This is a genomic window from Streptomyces sp. NP-1717 (assembly GCF_022695985.1).
In the GTDB taxonomy this organism is placed as follows: Bacteria; Actinomycetota; Actinomycetes; order Streptomycetales; family Streptomycetaceae; genus Streptomyces.
The window spans coordinates 1-14,734 of record NZ_JAAPBF010000180.1 but is presented as its reverse complement, the minus strand read 5'-3'; the positions used below and the strand labels follow the sequence as shown (position 1 = coordinate 14,734).

The window sequence follows — 14,734 nt, the reverse complement described above, 5'->3', positions numbered from 1 at the left end:
TGGGTGACGTACAACGACAAGGCGCCCGAGGACGACGTGAAGGCGCTCGGCGACCTCGTGGGCAAGACGCAGTACACGCTGATGAGCCCCGTGAAGGAGCAGGCCGGCGCGATCATGCTGACCGCGTGGGGCAAGCAGGTCGCCGTCGACAGCGCGAAGGACCCGCGCGTCGACCAGTTCTTCGCCAAGTACGTGCAGGGCCCGCAGACGCCTGAGCCGGGCGCGGCCTGCACCGGCGGAATGGGCGACCAGTGACGCGCACGAACTGGGCGGCCATCACGGCGGTCGTACTCGCCCTGCTGTTCGCGGGAGCGGCCACGGTCGCCTCCGCGGGGCGCGAGGACTCGCCGCGCGCGAGCGTCACGCCCACGGCGGACTCGGCCGACGCGGGCTTCGCGCGTGACATGGCCGTCCACCACCAGCAGGCGGTGGAGATGTCGTTCCTGGTGCGGGACAGCACGGACGACGAGGAGGTGCGCCGCCTCGCGTACGACATCGCCAACACCCAGGCGAACCAGCGCGGCATGCTGCTGGGCTGGCTCGACATGTGGAAGCTGCCGAAGATCTCCACCGACCAGGAGCCGATGGCCTGGATGGCGCGGGACGGCGGGCACGCGGGCATGGACGGCATGGAGGGCATGGATCACGGCGCCCACGAGGTCCGTGACGGCTCGCTGATGCCGGGCATGGCGACGAAGACGGAGCTGGAGGCCCTGCGGACCGCCAAGGGCGAGAAGGCGGAGATCCTGTACCTCCAGCTGATGACCGACCATCACAAGGGCGGCGTCACGATGGCCGAGGGCTGCGCCGAGTTGTGCGAGGTCGACACCGAACGGGCCCTGGCCGAGGGCATGGTGAGCGCGCAGCAGTCCGAACTGGACCTGATGGCCGACCTCCTGAAGGCACGGGGGGCGAAGCCGCGCACCTGACCACCGGGCGGGCCACGCCTGTCCCCGAGAGCGCCGGGCGGATCGCGTACGCGACCTGTCCGGCGCTCTCGATTCCACGGGCGACCACGAGCGACCGCGGGCGATCCGGAGGGCCGGCGGCCTCGCACGCGCGTCCTCGTCCCCTTCACCCGTACCGCCCGTTTCACCCGTTCGGGTGACAGCGGTCGCGTACGCCGGACGGCCCCCTGACGATGGGGGCGCTCGGGGCGGACGGTATCGAAGGAGGTACGGACCCCATGACCACCGCCAAGGACATCATGCATCCCGGCGCCGACTGGATCCCCTCGCACGAGACCCTGGACCGGGCCGCGCAGCTCATGCGTGACCTGGACGTGGGCGCCCTGCCCATCGCCGACAACGACGAACGGCTGGCCGGCATCCTGACCGACCGCGACATCGTCGTCGGCTGTGTGGCGCAGGGCCACGACCCGGCGAACGTCACCGCCGCGGAGATGGCCCACGGCACGCCGCGGTGGATCGACGCGGGCGCGGACGTGGACGACGTGCTCACCGAGATGCAGGACCACCGGATCCGCCGGCTGCCGGTGATCGAGAACAAACGCCTGGTCGGCATGATCAGCGAGGCGGACCTGGCGCAGCACCTGAGCGACGCGCAGATCGCGGCGTGGGTGGAACGGGTGTACGCCGCCGGCTGACGGGCGTACGGACGCCCGCCGGCCCGGTACGGGTGTGCGGGCCGCCGCCCCGTGGCGCGGCCCGCACACGCTCCCGCACGGCCCCGCCCCCACATCGCGTCAGAAAGACGATTACACTGGGCCCGTGCCTCAACTACGTCTCGCTCTGAATCAGATCGACTCGACCGTCGGCGATCTCGCCGCGAACGCCGAGGCGATCGTGCACTGGACCCGGCACTCCGCCGAACAGGGCGCGCATCTCGTCGCGTTCCCGGAGATGGTGCTGACCGGCTACCCCGTCGAGGACCTGGCCCTGCGGTCGTCCTTCGTCGAGGCGTCCCGCGACGCCCTGCGCGCGCTCGCCGGGCGGCTCGCCGACGAGGGCTTCGGGGAGCTGCCCGTCGTCGTCGGCTATCTCGACCGGTCCGAGCGGGACCGGCAGCGGATCGGCCGGCCGGCCGGATCGCCGCAGAACGCGGCCGCGGTGCTGCACCGGGGCGGCGTGGCGCTGACGTTCGCCAAGCACCATCTGCCCAACTACGGCGTCTTCGACGAGTTCCGCTACTTCGTGCCGGGCGACACCATGCCCGTCGTGCGGGTGCGCGGCGTCGATGTCGCGCTCGCGATCTGCGAGGACCTCTGGCAGGACGGCGGCCGGGTGCCGGCCACCCGTTCCGTGGGCGCCGGGCTGCTGCTGTCGATCAACGCCTCGCCGTACGAGCAGGCCAAGGACGACACCCGGCTGGAACTCGTACGCAAGCGCGCCCAGGAGGCCGGCTGCGTCACCGCCTATCTGGCGATGATCGGCGGCCAGGACGAGCTGGTCTTCGACGGCGACTCGATCGTGGTCGACAAGGACGGCGAAGTGGTCGCGCGCGCGCCGCAGTTCGCCGAGGGCTGTGTGGTGCTGGACCTCGACCTGCCCGCTGCCGCGGCCGAGCCGCCGGGCGGCGCCGTGGACGACGGTCTGCGCGTCGACCACGTCGTTCTCTCCGAGGAGCCCGTCCCCGCCTACGAGGCGGAGCTGGCGGGCGGGTACGCCGACCGGCTGGACGACGACGAGGAGGTCTACTCCGCCCTGGTGGTGGGCCTGCGCGCGTACGCCGCCAAGAACGGCTTCAGGTCCGTCCTGATCGGCCTCTCCGGCGGCATCGACTCCGCGCTCGTCGCCGCGATCGCCTGCGACGCGCTCGGCGCCGCGAACGTCCACGGCGTCTCGATGCCGTCCAAGTACTCGTCGGACCACTCACGGGGTGACGCGGCCGAACTCGCCCGCCGTACGGGGCTGAACTTCCGCACCGTGCCCATCGAGCCGATGTTCGACGCGTACATGGACTCGCTCGCCCTGACCGGGCTCGCGGAGGAGAACCTCCAGTCGCGGCTGCGCGGCACGATGCTGATGGCGCTCTCCAACCAGGAGGGCCAGATCGTGCTCGCACCGGGCAACAAGTCCGAGCTGGCGGTGGGGTACTCGACGCTGTACGGCGACTCCGTCGGCGCGTACGGCCCGATCAAGGACGTCTACAAGACGACGGTCTTCCGGCTCGCCCGCTGGCGCAACCGCGCCGCCGAGGAGCGCGGCCAGACCCCGCCGATCCCGGAGAACTCCATCTCCAAGCCGCCGAGCGCCGAACTGCGCCCCGGCCAGGTGGACACGGACTCGCTGCCGGACTACGACGTGCTGGACCGGATACTGGCGATGTACGTCGACCGCGACCAGGGCAAGGACGCGATCGTCGCGGCGGGCTTCGATCCGGCGGTGGTGGCGAAGACGCTGCGCATGGTGGACACGGCGGAGTACAAGCGCCGGCAGTACCCGCCGGGCACGAAGATCTCCGCGAAGGGCTTCGGCAAGGACCGGCGGCTGCCGATCACCAACCGCTGGCGGGAATCACCGACCGCCTGAGGACCGGCACCCGGAACACCCGGCCCCTGAACAGCCGGCCCCTGAACAGCCGAACGACTGAGCGCCCGAACGGCTGAGCGGTTGAACAGGTGTGCCTACTGCGAGAGTTCGATACGGGCGGCGATCGGCAGATGGTCGCTGCCCGTGCGGGGCAGCGTCCACGACGACTTCGGCTCGACGCCCTTGACCATGATCTGGTCGATCCGTGCCATCGGGAACGCGGCGGGCCAGCTGAAGCCGTAGCCGTCGCCGGCCGCGCCCTGGGTGGAACGCATCTGCGACGTCACGGCGTTCAGGGAGCGGTCGTTCATCGTGCCGTTGAGGTCGCCGAGCAGCACGATCCGGTCCAGCCGCTCGTCGGCGATCGCCTCACCGAGCGCGTCGGCGCTGTCGTCGCGCTGGTTGGCGGTGAAGCCGGCGTGCAGTTTGACCCGTACGGACGGCAGATGCGCCACGTAGACGGCGATCGCGCCCTGCGGTGTCGTCACCGTGGACCGCATGGCGCGCGTCCAGCCCATCCGGATGTCGACGGAGCGGATGCCGCTCATGGGGTACTTGCTCCAGAGCCCCACCGTGCCCTGCACCGAGTGGTACTTGTACGTCCCGGCCAGCGCCTTCTCGTACGTGGGAACCGCCGACGCCTTCAGCTCCTCCAGCGCCACGACGTCCGCGCCGGACTCCACGATCTCCCGCGCGGTTCCCTCGGGATCGGGATTCTCCGCGTTGACGTTGTGCGTGGCGACCGTCAGATCGCCGCCGGTGCCCGACTTCCCGACGAGCAGTCCGCCGAAGAGGTTGGCCCAGACGACGGTCGGCAGCAGCAGCGCGATCAGCGCGGTGGCGGAGCGGCGTACCAGCGCGGCGACGAGAAGCACGGGCACCAGAAGTCCCAGCCACGGCAGGAAGGTCTCCATGAGACTGCCCAAGTTGCCGATGCGGTTGGGGACCTGGGCGTGCAGGATCATCAGCAGCGCCGTGAGGACGGCGAGCACCGCGACGACGACACCGCGCCGCCAGATGCCCCGGTCGCCGCGCCAGCGGTCGGCGAGGGTCCGGATCCGGCTCTTGGGAGGGTCGTTGTCCTCGGCGCCGTCCACCCGGGATTCAGCCGTGTACTCCTGCGTCATTCCGCTGCCCTCACTGCCTTGCCGTTCACGCCCGCCACCGACCCTAGGCGATGACGCGCGCTTTCCCCGCCGTCCCCGACGGCCGTACGGGCACAAGGACGAGCGTGATGGGGCGGCGGGTTCCGGACACGGGCGGTTACCGGGCCGCTGTGACACACGACGCACGGCCCGCGCGACGGCGCGGCGGGCGGTCAGCCCTCCGGGTCACCGGCCGTGCCCCGGGCGGCTCTGTCCCCCGCGTCCCTGGGGCGCAGACCTTCGAGCAGCGCCCTGAGGATGCGCTCGGCGAGGTCGTCGTCCAGCGGCGCGTCCTTGCGGTGGACGGTGCGCACCAGCATGGGGCCGACGATGAGTTCGTCGATCAGCTCCACGTCGATGTCGTCACGGAGTTCACCCGCGGCGACGGCGCGGCGCACCGCCGCCGTCATGGCGGCGCGGCGCGGCGCGATCACGGTGTCGTGATACGCGTCCCACAGTTTCGGATGGCTCTTCATCTGCGCGAAGACGTTGTACAGCAGGGCGGAGCTGCGCTGGGCGAGGCCGCGCCTGCGCAGGGATTCCAGACCGACGAGGATGTCGGCGAGGCCGGAGGTCCCGGACAGGGCGGGCTCGGGCGGCTCGATGGCGCGCAGGACGTCGACGAAGAGCTCCTCCTTGCCGTTCCAGCGCCGGTAGATGGTGGCCTTGCCGACGCCCGCCGTCCGCGCGATGCGCTCGATGGAGAGCCCGGCCAGCGGCTCACCCTCCTCAAGAAGCTTCACCACGGCCTGGAGGATCGCGCGTTCGGCCGCCTCACTGCGCGGCCGGCCTCGCCGGGGCTCCTGCCCCTGGTCCCGCTCCTGCCCTCGCAATGGCCCGCCTTTCGCCCTGCCCCGTCAGCCGTACGCCCCGCACGATCCGCCCGATTCTCGCCGACGCCGGCGCGTCCGGTCGAACGCCCGGCACCGCCCCGTGCGTGCCGGGCCCGGGAACGCCGACCGTCTCGCGCGGCGCTTGGGCCGCGCTTGTTTCCGGCGCTTGTTCCCGGCCACCGGACGGGGCCCGGCGCCCCCTACTCCTGGACGGCGGGTGCCGCCCCGGCCGGATGTTCGGCGCGCTCCCGTGGTGCGTTCCGCTCCTGATCGGTGCGGCCCGGCATGAAGAGGGCGACCACGACGGTGCCGATCAGCGCGACGCCGGCCGAGCCGAGGGCCGTGACGTGCATGGCGCTCAGGAAGGCGTCGTTCGCGGAGGAGACCAACGGGGCGCCCGCGGGGCCGAGTTTCTCGGCGACGGCCATCGTCGCCTCGATCGACTCCCCCGCCGCGTCGCGTGCCGCGGCCGGAACGGCGGCGAGGTGTCCCTCGATCTCGCCCCGGTAGGTGGTGGAGAGCAGCGAGCCGAGTACGGCGATGCCGAGCGCGCCGCCGACCTGCCGGAAGGTGTTGTTGACGGCCGATCCCGAGCCGGCCTTCTCGCGCGGCAGGGCCTGCATGACCGTGACGGTCACCGGCGGCATGATGTGGGCCATTCCGGTGCCCTGGACGAAGAAGACCAGACACAGCACCCAGACGGGCGTGGTGGCGTCGAAGAGGGCGAACGCGGCGAGACCGGCGGCGACGAGCAGCATGCCGCCCGTGCAGACCGCGCGGGCGCCGAACCGGTCGACGACCAGCCGGGCGCGCGGCGCGAAGACCATCTGCGCCACGGCGAGCGGCACGATCAGCAGGCCCGAGTCGAGGGCGCTGTAGCCGCGCACGCTCTGGAGGTAGAAGGCCGAGAAGAAGGTGACCCCCATCAGGGCGAAGAAGACCAGCGCGATCGCGGCGACGGCGGCCGAGAAGGCCGGCTTCTTGAAGTAGGACATGTCCATCGACGGGTGGTCGCTGCGCTTCTCGTGCACGACGAACGCGGCCAGGACGGCCAGACCGCCGATGATCGATGCCAGCACCGTGGCGTCGGTGAAGTCTGCGAGTTCGCCCGCGCGGATGATCCCGTACACGAGCAGGACGAGGCCGACGATCGAGAGCAGTACGCCGATGGGGTCGACACGGCCGGGGCTGGGGTCCTTGGAGTCCGGCACCAGCAGCACCATCGCGATCAGCGCGACGATCACCACGGGGACGTTGACCAGGAAGATCGAGCCCCACCAGAAGTGTTCGAGCAGTACGCCGCCGGTGATCGGCCCTATGGCGATGGCGAGTCCGACACTGCCCGCCCAGATGCCGATGGCCTTGGGCTGCTCCTCGCGCTCGAAGACGTTCATCAGGACGGCAAGGGTGGCCGGCATCACGAAGGCGGCGCCGAAGCCCATCACCGCGCGGTAGGTGATGAGTTCACCGGGCGAACCGGACATCGCGGCGAGCGCGGAGCCGATGCCGAAGACGACGATGCCGAAGAGGAGCACCTTCTTGCGGCCGACGCGGTCGCCGAGCAGACCGGAGGTGAAGAGCAGGCCCGCGAAGACGAGGGTGTAGGAGTTTATGGCCCACTCCAGCTCGCTCTGGGTGGCGCCGATCCCGACGGGCGCGGGGCTCGCGATCGTCTTGACCGCGACGTTCAGGATCGAGTTGTCGAGCACCACGATGAGCAGGCTGAACATGAGGACACCGAGGATGGCCCAGCGGCGCCGGTGGACGGCCTCGGGGACCCGGCGCCCGTCGGCGCGGACGCCGGGCGGTGTCGAGGACGGCGGGGGCGGTGGCGGCGCGGACGAGGGTGAGGGTGTGGGCATGGCGACGAGCGTAAGGCCATTTCAATACGAGACCGTCTCGTATTGTAAATTCTTTACCCGGGGAACGGCGAGAACGGAGTAGCCCCACTTCCCGTCGGCGGTGCCCGGATGCCACCATGGACACGGTCCGGGGACACCGTCAGGGTGCCTCGAGATGACGAAGGAGCCGTAAGCCATGACGTTCGAGGCTGCGCAGAACCCCTCACGTGATCCCAAGTCGCTGTACGGCGGCACGGGCACCCGCCGCGTCACCGTCCATGACATCGCCGCCGCCAAGCGACGCGGCGAGAAGTGGCCCATGCTCACCGCGTACGACGCGATGACCGCCTCCGTCTTCGACGAGGCCGGTATCCCGGTCATGCTCGTCGGCGACTCGATGGGCAACGTCCATCTCGGCTACGAGACGACGGTACCGGTCACCCTCGACGAGATGACGATGCTCTCCGCCGCCGTCGTCCGGGGCACCAGGCGCGCCCTGGTCGTCGGCGACCTCCCCTTCGGCTCGTACCAGGAAGGCCCCGTACAGGCCCTGCGCAGCGCCACGCGCCTGGTCAAGGACGCAGGGGTGGGCGCGGTCAAGCTGGAGGGCGGCGAGCGCTCGCTGCCGCAGACGGAGCTGCTCGTCCAGGCCGGCATCCCGGTGATGTCGCACCTCGGTCTGACGCCGCAGTCCGTGAACACGCTGGGCTACCGGGTGCAGGGCCGCGGCGACGAGGCCGCGCACCGGCTGCTGCACGACGCCAAGGCGGCGCAGGCCGCCGGCGCGTTCGCCGTGGTGCTGGAGCTGGTCCCCGCCGAGGTCGCCGCCGAGGTCACCCGGTCGCTGGAGATCCCGACCATCGGCATCGGCGCCGGTCCCGACACCGACGCGCAGGTGCTCGTCTACACGGACATGGTGGGGCTCACGGGCGGCAAGGTGCCGCGCTTCACCAAGCAGTACGCGAACCTCCGGCAGACGCTCGGGGACGCCGCGAAGGCGTTCGCGGACGAGGTCGTCGGAGGAACGTTCCCACAGGAAGAGCACACCTTCCACTAGAGGGTGTCCTGTCGGTCGGGCCCCGGCAGGGTCGGCGGGACACCCCCTGGCACCACCACACCAGCCACCGCCGCAAGAGAAGACAGCCCGCCGACATCCCCCATCGGCGGGCTGTCGGCGTTCCCACCCCGTCCGACAGACGGCTGTCGGCGCTCTGTCGGCCGGATGTCGGTCGCCTGTCAGTGGCGGCTGCCACGATCGACGGCATGACGCGAATCGACACAATCCCTGCCGGCGGCAACTCGGCCGTCACGGTGCGGGGCCTGGTCAAGCACTACGGTGCGACCAAGGCGCTGGACGGGGTGGACCTGGACGTGCGCGAAGGCACCGTCCTCGGAGTCCTCGGGCCCAACGGCGCCGGCAAGACCACGCTCGTACGCTGCCTGTCCACCCTGATCCTGCCCGACTCCGGTACGGCCGTCGTGGCCGGTTACGACGTGGTGAGGCAGCCGCGGCAGCTCCGCCGCACCATCGGCCTCACCGGGCAGTACGCCTCGGTCGACGAGAAGCTCTCCGGCCGGGAGAACCTGTACATGATCGGGCGGCTGCTCGATCTGTCCCGTACGTCCGCGCGCAGGCGGGCGGACGAGCTGCTGGAGCGGTTCTCGCTCACCGAGGCGGCGCGAAAGCCGGTGCTCCAGTACTCGGGCGGTATGCGCAGGCGGCTGGATCTCGCGGCCTCGATGATCGGGCAGCCCGCGGTGCTCTATCTGGACGAGCCGACGACGGGCCTCGACCCCCGCACCCGTAACGAGGTGTGGGCGGAGGTCCAGCGGATGGTCTCCGAGGGAGTGACCGTACTGCTCACCACGCAGTACATGGAGGAGGCCGAGCAGCTCGCGAGCGAGCTGACGGTCATCGACCGCGGCCGGGTCGTCGCGGGCGGCAAGGTCGACGAGCTGAAGGCGCGGGTCGGCGGCCGGACGCTGGAGATCCGCCCCACCGACCCCGGCCGGCTGCCGGAGATGGCACGGGCGTTGAGCGAGACCGGCCTGGACGGTGTCGCGGGGTCGCAGATCAACGACGGCATGCTGTTCGTGCCGATCCTCGCCGACGTGCAACTGACCGCCGTGATCGGCGTGTTGGCCGGGCGCGGGTTCGACATCGCGCACATCGGCACCCATCTGCCCAGCCTGGACGAGGTGTTCCTGGCGATCACGGGCGAGAAGACGAGCGAACAGGCCGACGACGTGCGCGACGCCGCCCACGACGACACGCGGCCGAAGGAGGTCGCGGTATGAGTACGGTGACGACGACGGAAGCGACGGACACCGCGCCGTCCCCCCGCCCCGCGCAGCCCGTCCGGGCCCTCTCCGACGAGGGCCGGATCGGTCTGCGGGCCAATCTGCGGCACATCGGCGCCCTCGCGCGCCGTAACGCCCTCCAGATCAAGCAGGACCCGGAGTCGATGTTCGACGTCCTGCTGATGCCGATCGTGTTCACGCTGCTGTTCGTTTTCGTCTTCGGCGGGGCCGTCGCGGGCAAGGGCAACCAGTCCGAGTACGTGAGCTATCTGGTCCCCGGCCTGATGGCGATGATGGGGCTCAACGTCTCGATGGCCGTGGGCAGCGGGATCAACGAGGACTTCCAGAAGGGGGTCATGGACCGGTTCCGGACGATGCCCATCGCCCGGTCGTCCGTTCTCGTCGCGAAGATCGTGGTCGAGGTCGGCCGGATGATGGTCGCCTTCGCGATCCTGCTGATCGTGGGCTTCGTGCTCGGTATGGACATCGAGACCTCACCGCTCCAGGTGCTGGCGGCGATCGGGCTCTCGCTGCTGTTCGGCGCGTCGCTGATGTGGATCTTCATCCTGATCGGGCTGAGCGTGAAGACGGCGCAGGCGGTGCAGGGCGTGGGGTTCCTAGTGCTGATGCCGCTCCAGTTCGGCTCCTCGATCTTCACCCCGCCGTCGACGATGCCGGGCTGGCTCCAGAACTTCACGGACTACAACCCGCTGTCGAATCTGGCCGACACGGCGCGCGCGCTGTTCATCGGCGGGCCGATCGCGCACGACCTGTGGATGACGGTGGCCTGGGCGGCGGTGATCACGGCGGTGACGGCGCCGCTCGCGGTGTCCAAGTTCCGCAAGAGGACCTGAGGCGGGCGGCCGGGGCCCGGTCACGGGCCGGGCCCCGGCCGAGGGGCGGATGTCGGGCCCCGGCGGAGGGCCGGTTGCCGAAGTCGGGCGCGGCCGAGGGCCGGAGACACCGGACGCAGGCGCGGGCGAGGTGGTCGGAAGCCGACCCAGGGCAGACGGTTGGACGCCGGTCCGAGGGAAGTCCTCGGACTCCACCCCTGGGGAAACCGTCAGACGCCCGCGAGGGCGAACGCCTCGTCGAGGGTGAGCGCGCGGCCCTCGGCGAGAGCCTCTTCGTACGCGGCGCCGTCCAGCCCGCCGGCCCGGACGGCCGCCTCGGCCGCCTCCCGGTTCTCGCGCTCGTGCGAGGCCCGGTAGTGGCCCCGCGGCAGATGCGCCTCGTACGCGCCGATCAGCCGGGCCCCGTCCCGTACCCGCTCCGGACCGCCGAGCCCGGCCAGCGCCCAGCCCGCGGTCAGCAGATGGACCGCCGACATCTGCGGGGCGACGATCCGCGACATCGCGTCGTTCGACAGCTCCAGCGCCCGCCGGGACCAGTCGAGCCCGGCTCCGTACTGCGTGTCCAGATTCTCCAGCCAGCCGAGCAGGCCGAAGACGAAGCCCTCGAAGATGCGCAGGTTGGAGTGTTTGAACTCCTCGCGCAACTGGCCCAGTTCGTGACGTCCCTCGGCGGAGCGCCCGGTGCGGCCGAGCCGGATCGCCAGATAGATCCGGGCGGCCGGCTCCGCCTCGTAGTCGCGCCTGCTCTCCCGCAGGATCTCGCGCAGCACCGCCTCGGCCTCGTCGCCCTCGCCCGTCTCCATCATCACGCCGGCCAGACGCGTGCGCAGGAGCGCGACCTGGGACTCCACGCCGAGCAGCCGGGTGGTCTCGATGGCGGCGAGGAAGTCCTCGGTGGCGCGGGCGAATTCACCGTTGCGCTCATGGGCCTCGGCGCGCGCCGACAGCGCCTCGGCGGCGCCCCACGCGTCGCCGAGCCGGGTGAAGATCTCCAGGCTCTCGTCGGCGTCGCGGCCCGCGTCACCGACCCATTCGGTGCGGTTGGCGAGGATGTTGGCCCGCACCTGCAGAGCCGAGGCCAGCTCCCACTCGTAACCGAAGTCCCGGCACGCCCGCACCCTCGCGTCGATCAGTTCGCGGAGCCGGCCGGCCTGCCCGGTGATCATGACCGCGAAGAACCAGAGCGAGCCGGGCGTACGGCAGATCTGCGGCAGGCCGGGCTCGTAGACCTCACTGATGCGGCGCAGCCGCTCCATGGCCTCGGGCGTGGTCCACTCGTCGAACTCGTGGTTCATGCTGGCCAGATGGATCAGCCGGACACCGCGCCGTGCCTCCATCAGCACGTCGGGCGCCATCGGCGGCGGGGCGTCCGTGCACTGGTCGTACACGGGCGGGGCGGGGACGACCGGCGCGGCAAAGGGGTCGGGGCCCAGTTCGGCGGCGGCCGAGGACCAGTGGCGCGCGTCGCTGCGCAGATCGCGGATCTGCCAGTAGAAGGCGAGCGAGTGCACCAGGCAGAGCGCCTCCTGCTCGTCCCGGTCGGCGACGGCGCGACGCAGCGCGGTGCGCATGTTCTCGTATTCGAGGGTGATGCGGGCGATCGAGTGGACCTGCTCGGGACCGCGCAGTTTGAGGTCGGCGCGGCGGGCCAGCTCACGGAAGTGGACGAGGTGGCGGCGCTCGGCGGCGGGGCCCTCACCGGACTCGTCGAGCCGTTCACCGGCGTACTCCAGCACGGTCTCCAGCAGCCGGTAGCGCATCTCGCCGTCCGGGGCGGGGGCGGCGATCACGAGTGATTTATCGACGAGCGAGCCGAGCAGTTCGAGCGCGTCGGGCCCGCACAGGGCTTCGGCGGCGGCCAGGTCGCAGCCGCCCGCGAAGACGGACAGGGCGCCCAGCGCGGTCCGCTCGGCGGGGTCGAGCAGGTCCCACGACCAGTCCACGACGGCGCGCAGCGTCTGCTGTCTGGGCAGTACGGTGCGGCTGCCGCCGGTCAGCAGCCGGAAGCGGTCGTCCAGCCGGTCGGCGATCTGCCGGGGGGTGAGCATCCGCAGCCGGGCGGCGGCCAGTTCGATCGCGAGCGGCAGCCCGTCGAGCCTGCGGCAGATCTCGTCGGCCGCGCCGGGGTCCTCGTCCGTACGGAAGCCGGGCCGGGCGGCGGCGCCCCGGTCGGCGAGCAGCCGCAGCGCCATCGGTTCCGGCAGCGGGCCGACGGGGCGTACGACCTCGCCGGGTACGCCGAGCGGCTCCCGGCTGGTGGCGAGGACGGTCACGCCGGGGCAGCGGGCCAGCAACTCCTCGACCAGCCGGGCGGCGGCGTCCACGACGTGCTCGCAGTTGTCGAGCAGGAGCAGCATGCGGCGGCGCGAGCAGTGCTCGACGAGCCGTACGAGGGGGTCGTTGGCGCCCGGGTCGACGGCCCGCAGACTCTCGGCGCCGGCGCCGCGCAGTACGGTCTCGCGGGCGCCGAGCGCGACGAGTACGGCCTCGGGGACGGTGGCCGGATCGTCCACGGGCGCGAGTTCGGCGAGCCACACCCCGTCGGGCCACGCGCCGCCGCCACCCCCGGCGGCGACCTCCTGCGACAACCGCGTCTTCCCGGCCCCACCGGCCCCGAACAACGTCACCAGCCGCGCGTCCCGCAGATCCTCCCGAAGGTCGGCCATGTCGGCCTCGCGCCCGACGAAGCTGTTGATACGGGCACGGAGGTTCCCGGGGAGCGGCGAGCCGGGGCCCGCCCCGGCGGGGGCGGGTTCCGCGGAGCCGGCGTGCGCCGCACCGTCCGGAACGGGTACGGGGCCGGTCGGCGCGCCGGACGGCGCAGACGCCGCACCCTCTCCGAAGGAGGCCGGTTCCACCGGCGCGCCGGCGGAGCCGGGCCCGGCGTGACCCGCACTGTCCGGGTCGAGGGCGGGCGAGCCGTGCGCCGCACCGTCCCGAACGGGCACGGGGCCGGTCTGCGCCCCGGACGAAGCAGACGCCGCGCCCTCGCCGTAGGAACCGGGTTCCGCCGCCGCACCGTCAGGGCCGGGCCCGGCGTGGGCCTCGCTGTCCGGAACGGGCACGGGCCCGGTCTGCGCCCCGGACGAAGCAGACGCCGCACCTTCTCCGAAGGAGGCCGGTTCCGCCGCCGCACCGTCAGAGCCGGACGCGTCGCGCGTGGGACCACCGGCGCCCCCAGGCCGGGCAGAGCCGGGCCCGGCGTCGTGACCCGCTTCGTCCGGTACGGACACGGGTCCGGTCGGCGCGCCGGACGGAGCAGGCGCCGCGCCCTCGCCGTAGGAATCGGGTTCCGCCGTCGCACCGGTGGAGCCGGGCGAGCCGTCATCGCCACCGGGCGCCCCGCCAGCGGGGTGGGATCCGTCGTCCGTACGGGGACCGGCCCGGCCCCGCCCCCACGTGCCGTCCTCGTTCGCGTACGCGTCCGGGTTCAGCAACTCCTTGTGCAGCGTGCGCAGTTCGGGGCCCGGGTCCATGCCCAGGCGGGTCGCGAGGTCGCGGCGGACCTCGTCGTACGCCGACAGCGCCTCCGCCGTGCGGCCCACCGCCCGCAGCGCGCGGATGCGCAGCGCCTGGAGCAGCTCGTCGATCGGATGGTCGTCGCAGAGCGCCGCCAGCTCGGGCAGCGCCTCCTCCGCGCGGCCGAGGGCGAGCGCCGCCGTGAGGCGTGCCCGGCGGGCGCCCAGCCGGCGCGCCTCCCAGCGCGCCGCCTCGGACCTGCGGTCCGGCAGATCGGTCAGCGCGGGGCCGTGCCACAGGCCCAGCGCCTCGTCCAGCAGTTCGGCCGCCCGCTCGGCGCCGCCGTCGTCCAGCGCCCTGATCCCCTCGGCCGTGAGCCGCTCGAAGCGGTACAGGTCGACGTCGTCCCGGTCGGCGCACAGCCGGTACCCCCCGCTGTCGGCGACGACGGTCCCGGCGCCGAGCGCCCGGCGGAGCCGGCTGACCAGTGCCTGGAGCGCGCCCGCGGCGTCCACGGGGGTGTCGCCGTCCCAGACCTCGTCGACGAGCGTGGCCGCCGGGACGGTCCGGCCGGGCCGCAGCGCCAGCACGGTCAGCAGCGCGCGCAGCCTGGTACCGCCGACGGCGTACGGGGTGCCGTCGGCGCGCAGGGCCCGTGTGGGGCCGAGAAGCCGGTAGCGCACCCCACCATTGTCCGGCACGCCCTCCCGGTCGGCCGCCCGCTCCCCCGGGTCCGCCGTCTTCATCTGCCGCCCCAGCCCTTCCGCCGTCTCCCGTGTCCGCCCAGCGTCGCCGGAACGGGCCCCCGCA

General features: G+C 72.2%; 11 protein-coding genes. 7 read left to right on the top strand and 4 right to left on the bottom strand.

Annotation, left to right across the window (positions count from 1 at the left end):
* The 4 genes from GXP76_RS27025 to GXP76_RS27010 all read left to right on the top strand — a co-directional run.
* Positions 1-255, top strand: a 255-nt coding sequence (locus GXP76_RS27025; protein ID WP_242574223.1) for a DUF3105 domain-containing protein, incomplete at its 5' end; no start/stop codon positions are given.
* Entirely contained in the window at positions 252-929 is a 678-nt protein-coding gene (locus tag GXP76_RS27020) for a DUF305 domain-containing protein (protein ID WP_242574222.1), read from the top strand. The genes GXP76_RS27025 and GXP76_RS27020, both read left to right, overlap by 4 nt.
* 257 nt (positions 930-1,186) lie before the next feature.
* Positions 1,187-1,606 carry a CBS domain-containing protein gene (locus tag GXP76_RS27015; protein ID WP_242574221.1) on the top strand — a complete coding sequence of 140 codons (420 nt, stop codon included), beginning with the start codon at positions 1,187-1,189 and terminating at the stop codon, positions 1,604-1,606.
* A gap of 124 nt (positions 1,607-1,730) precedes the next feature.
* Positions 1,731-3,491 (top strand): NAD+ synthase, encoded by a 1,761-nt coding sequence (locus tag GXP76_RS27010; protein WP_242574220.1) that lies wholly within the window; start codon positions 1,731-1,733, stop codon positions 3,489-3,491.
* 95 nt (positions 3,492-3,586) lie between these two features.
* Here the strand turns inward: GXP76_RS27010 and GXP76_RS27005 are convergent, their stop codons facing one another.
* The 3 genes from GXP76_RS27005 to GXP76_RS26995 form a co-directional block, all read right to left on the bottom strand.
* Positions 3,587-4,618, bottom strand: coding sequence for an endonuclease/exonuclease/phosphatase family protein (locus GXP76_RS27005; protein WP_242574219.1), 1,032 nt, complete (start codon positions 4,616-4,618; stop codon positions 3,587-3,589).
* A gap of 191 nt (positions 4,619-4,809) precedes the next feature.
* Positions 4,810-5,469 carry a TetR/AcrR family transcriptional regulator gene (locus tag GXP76_RS27000; RefSeq protein WP_374362715.1) on the bottom strand — a complete coding sequence of 220 codons (660 nt, stop codon included), beginning with the start codon at positions 5,467-5,469 and terminating at the stop codon, positions 4,810-4,812.
* A gap of 200 nt (positions 5,470-5,669) precedes the next feature.
* A complete protein-coding gene (locus GXP76_RS26995) occupies positions 5,670-7,331 on the bottom strand; it encodes an MFS transporter (RefSeq protein WP_374362712.1) in 1,662 nt (553 codons plus the stop codon).
* A gap of 175 nt (positions 7,332-7,506) precedes the next feature.
* On the opposite strand from GXP76_RS26995, the gene panB reads away from it, so the two are divergent.
* The 3 genes from panB to GXP76_RS26980 all read left to right on the top strand — a co-directional run bounded on the left by panB (position 7,507) and on the right by GXP76_RS26980 (position 10,465).
* Positions 7,507-8,367, top strand: coding sequence for a 3-methyl-2-oxobutanoate hydroxymethyltransferase (panB, locus tag GXP76_RS26990; protein WP_242574218.1), 861 nt, complete (start codon positions 7,507-7,509; stop codon positions 8,365-8,367).
* 206 nt (positions 8,368-8,573) lie between these two features.
* Positions 8,574-9,608 (top strand): ATP-binding cassette domain-containing protein, encoded by a 1,035-nt coding sequence (locus GXP76_RS26985; RefSeq protein ID WP_242574217.1) that lies wholly within the window; start codon positions 8,574-8,576, stop codon positions 9,606-9,608.
* A complete protein-coding gene (locus tag GXP76_RS26980; protein ID WP_242574216.1) occupies positions 9,605-10,465 on the top strand; it encodes an ABC transporter permease in 861 nt (286 codons plus the stop codon). The genes GXP76_RS26985 and GXP76_RS26980 overlap by 4 nt, the downstream gene beginning before the upstream one ends.
* Before the next feature lie 209 nt (positions 10,466-10,674).
* Here GXP76_RS26980 and GXP76_RS26975 read toward each other — a convergent pair whose 3' ends face one another.
* Positions 10,675-14,607: a BTAD domain-containing putative transcriptional regulator gene (locus GXP76_RS26975; RefSeq protein WP_242574224.1), complete on the bottom strand. Its 3,933-nt coding sequence runs from the start codon at positions 14,605-14,607 to the stop codon at positions 10,675-10,677.
* Positions 14,608-14,734 lie beyond the last annotated feature (127 nt).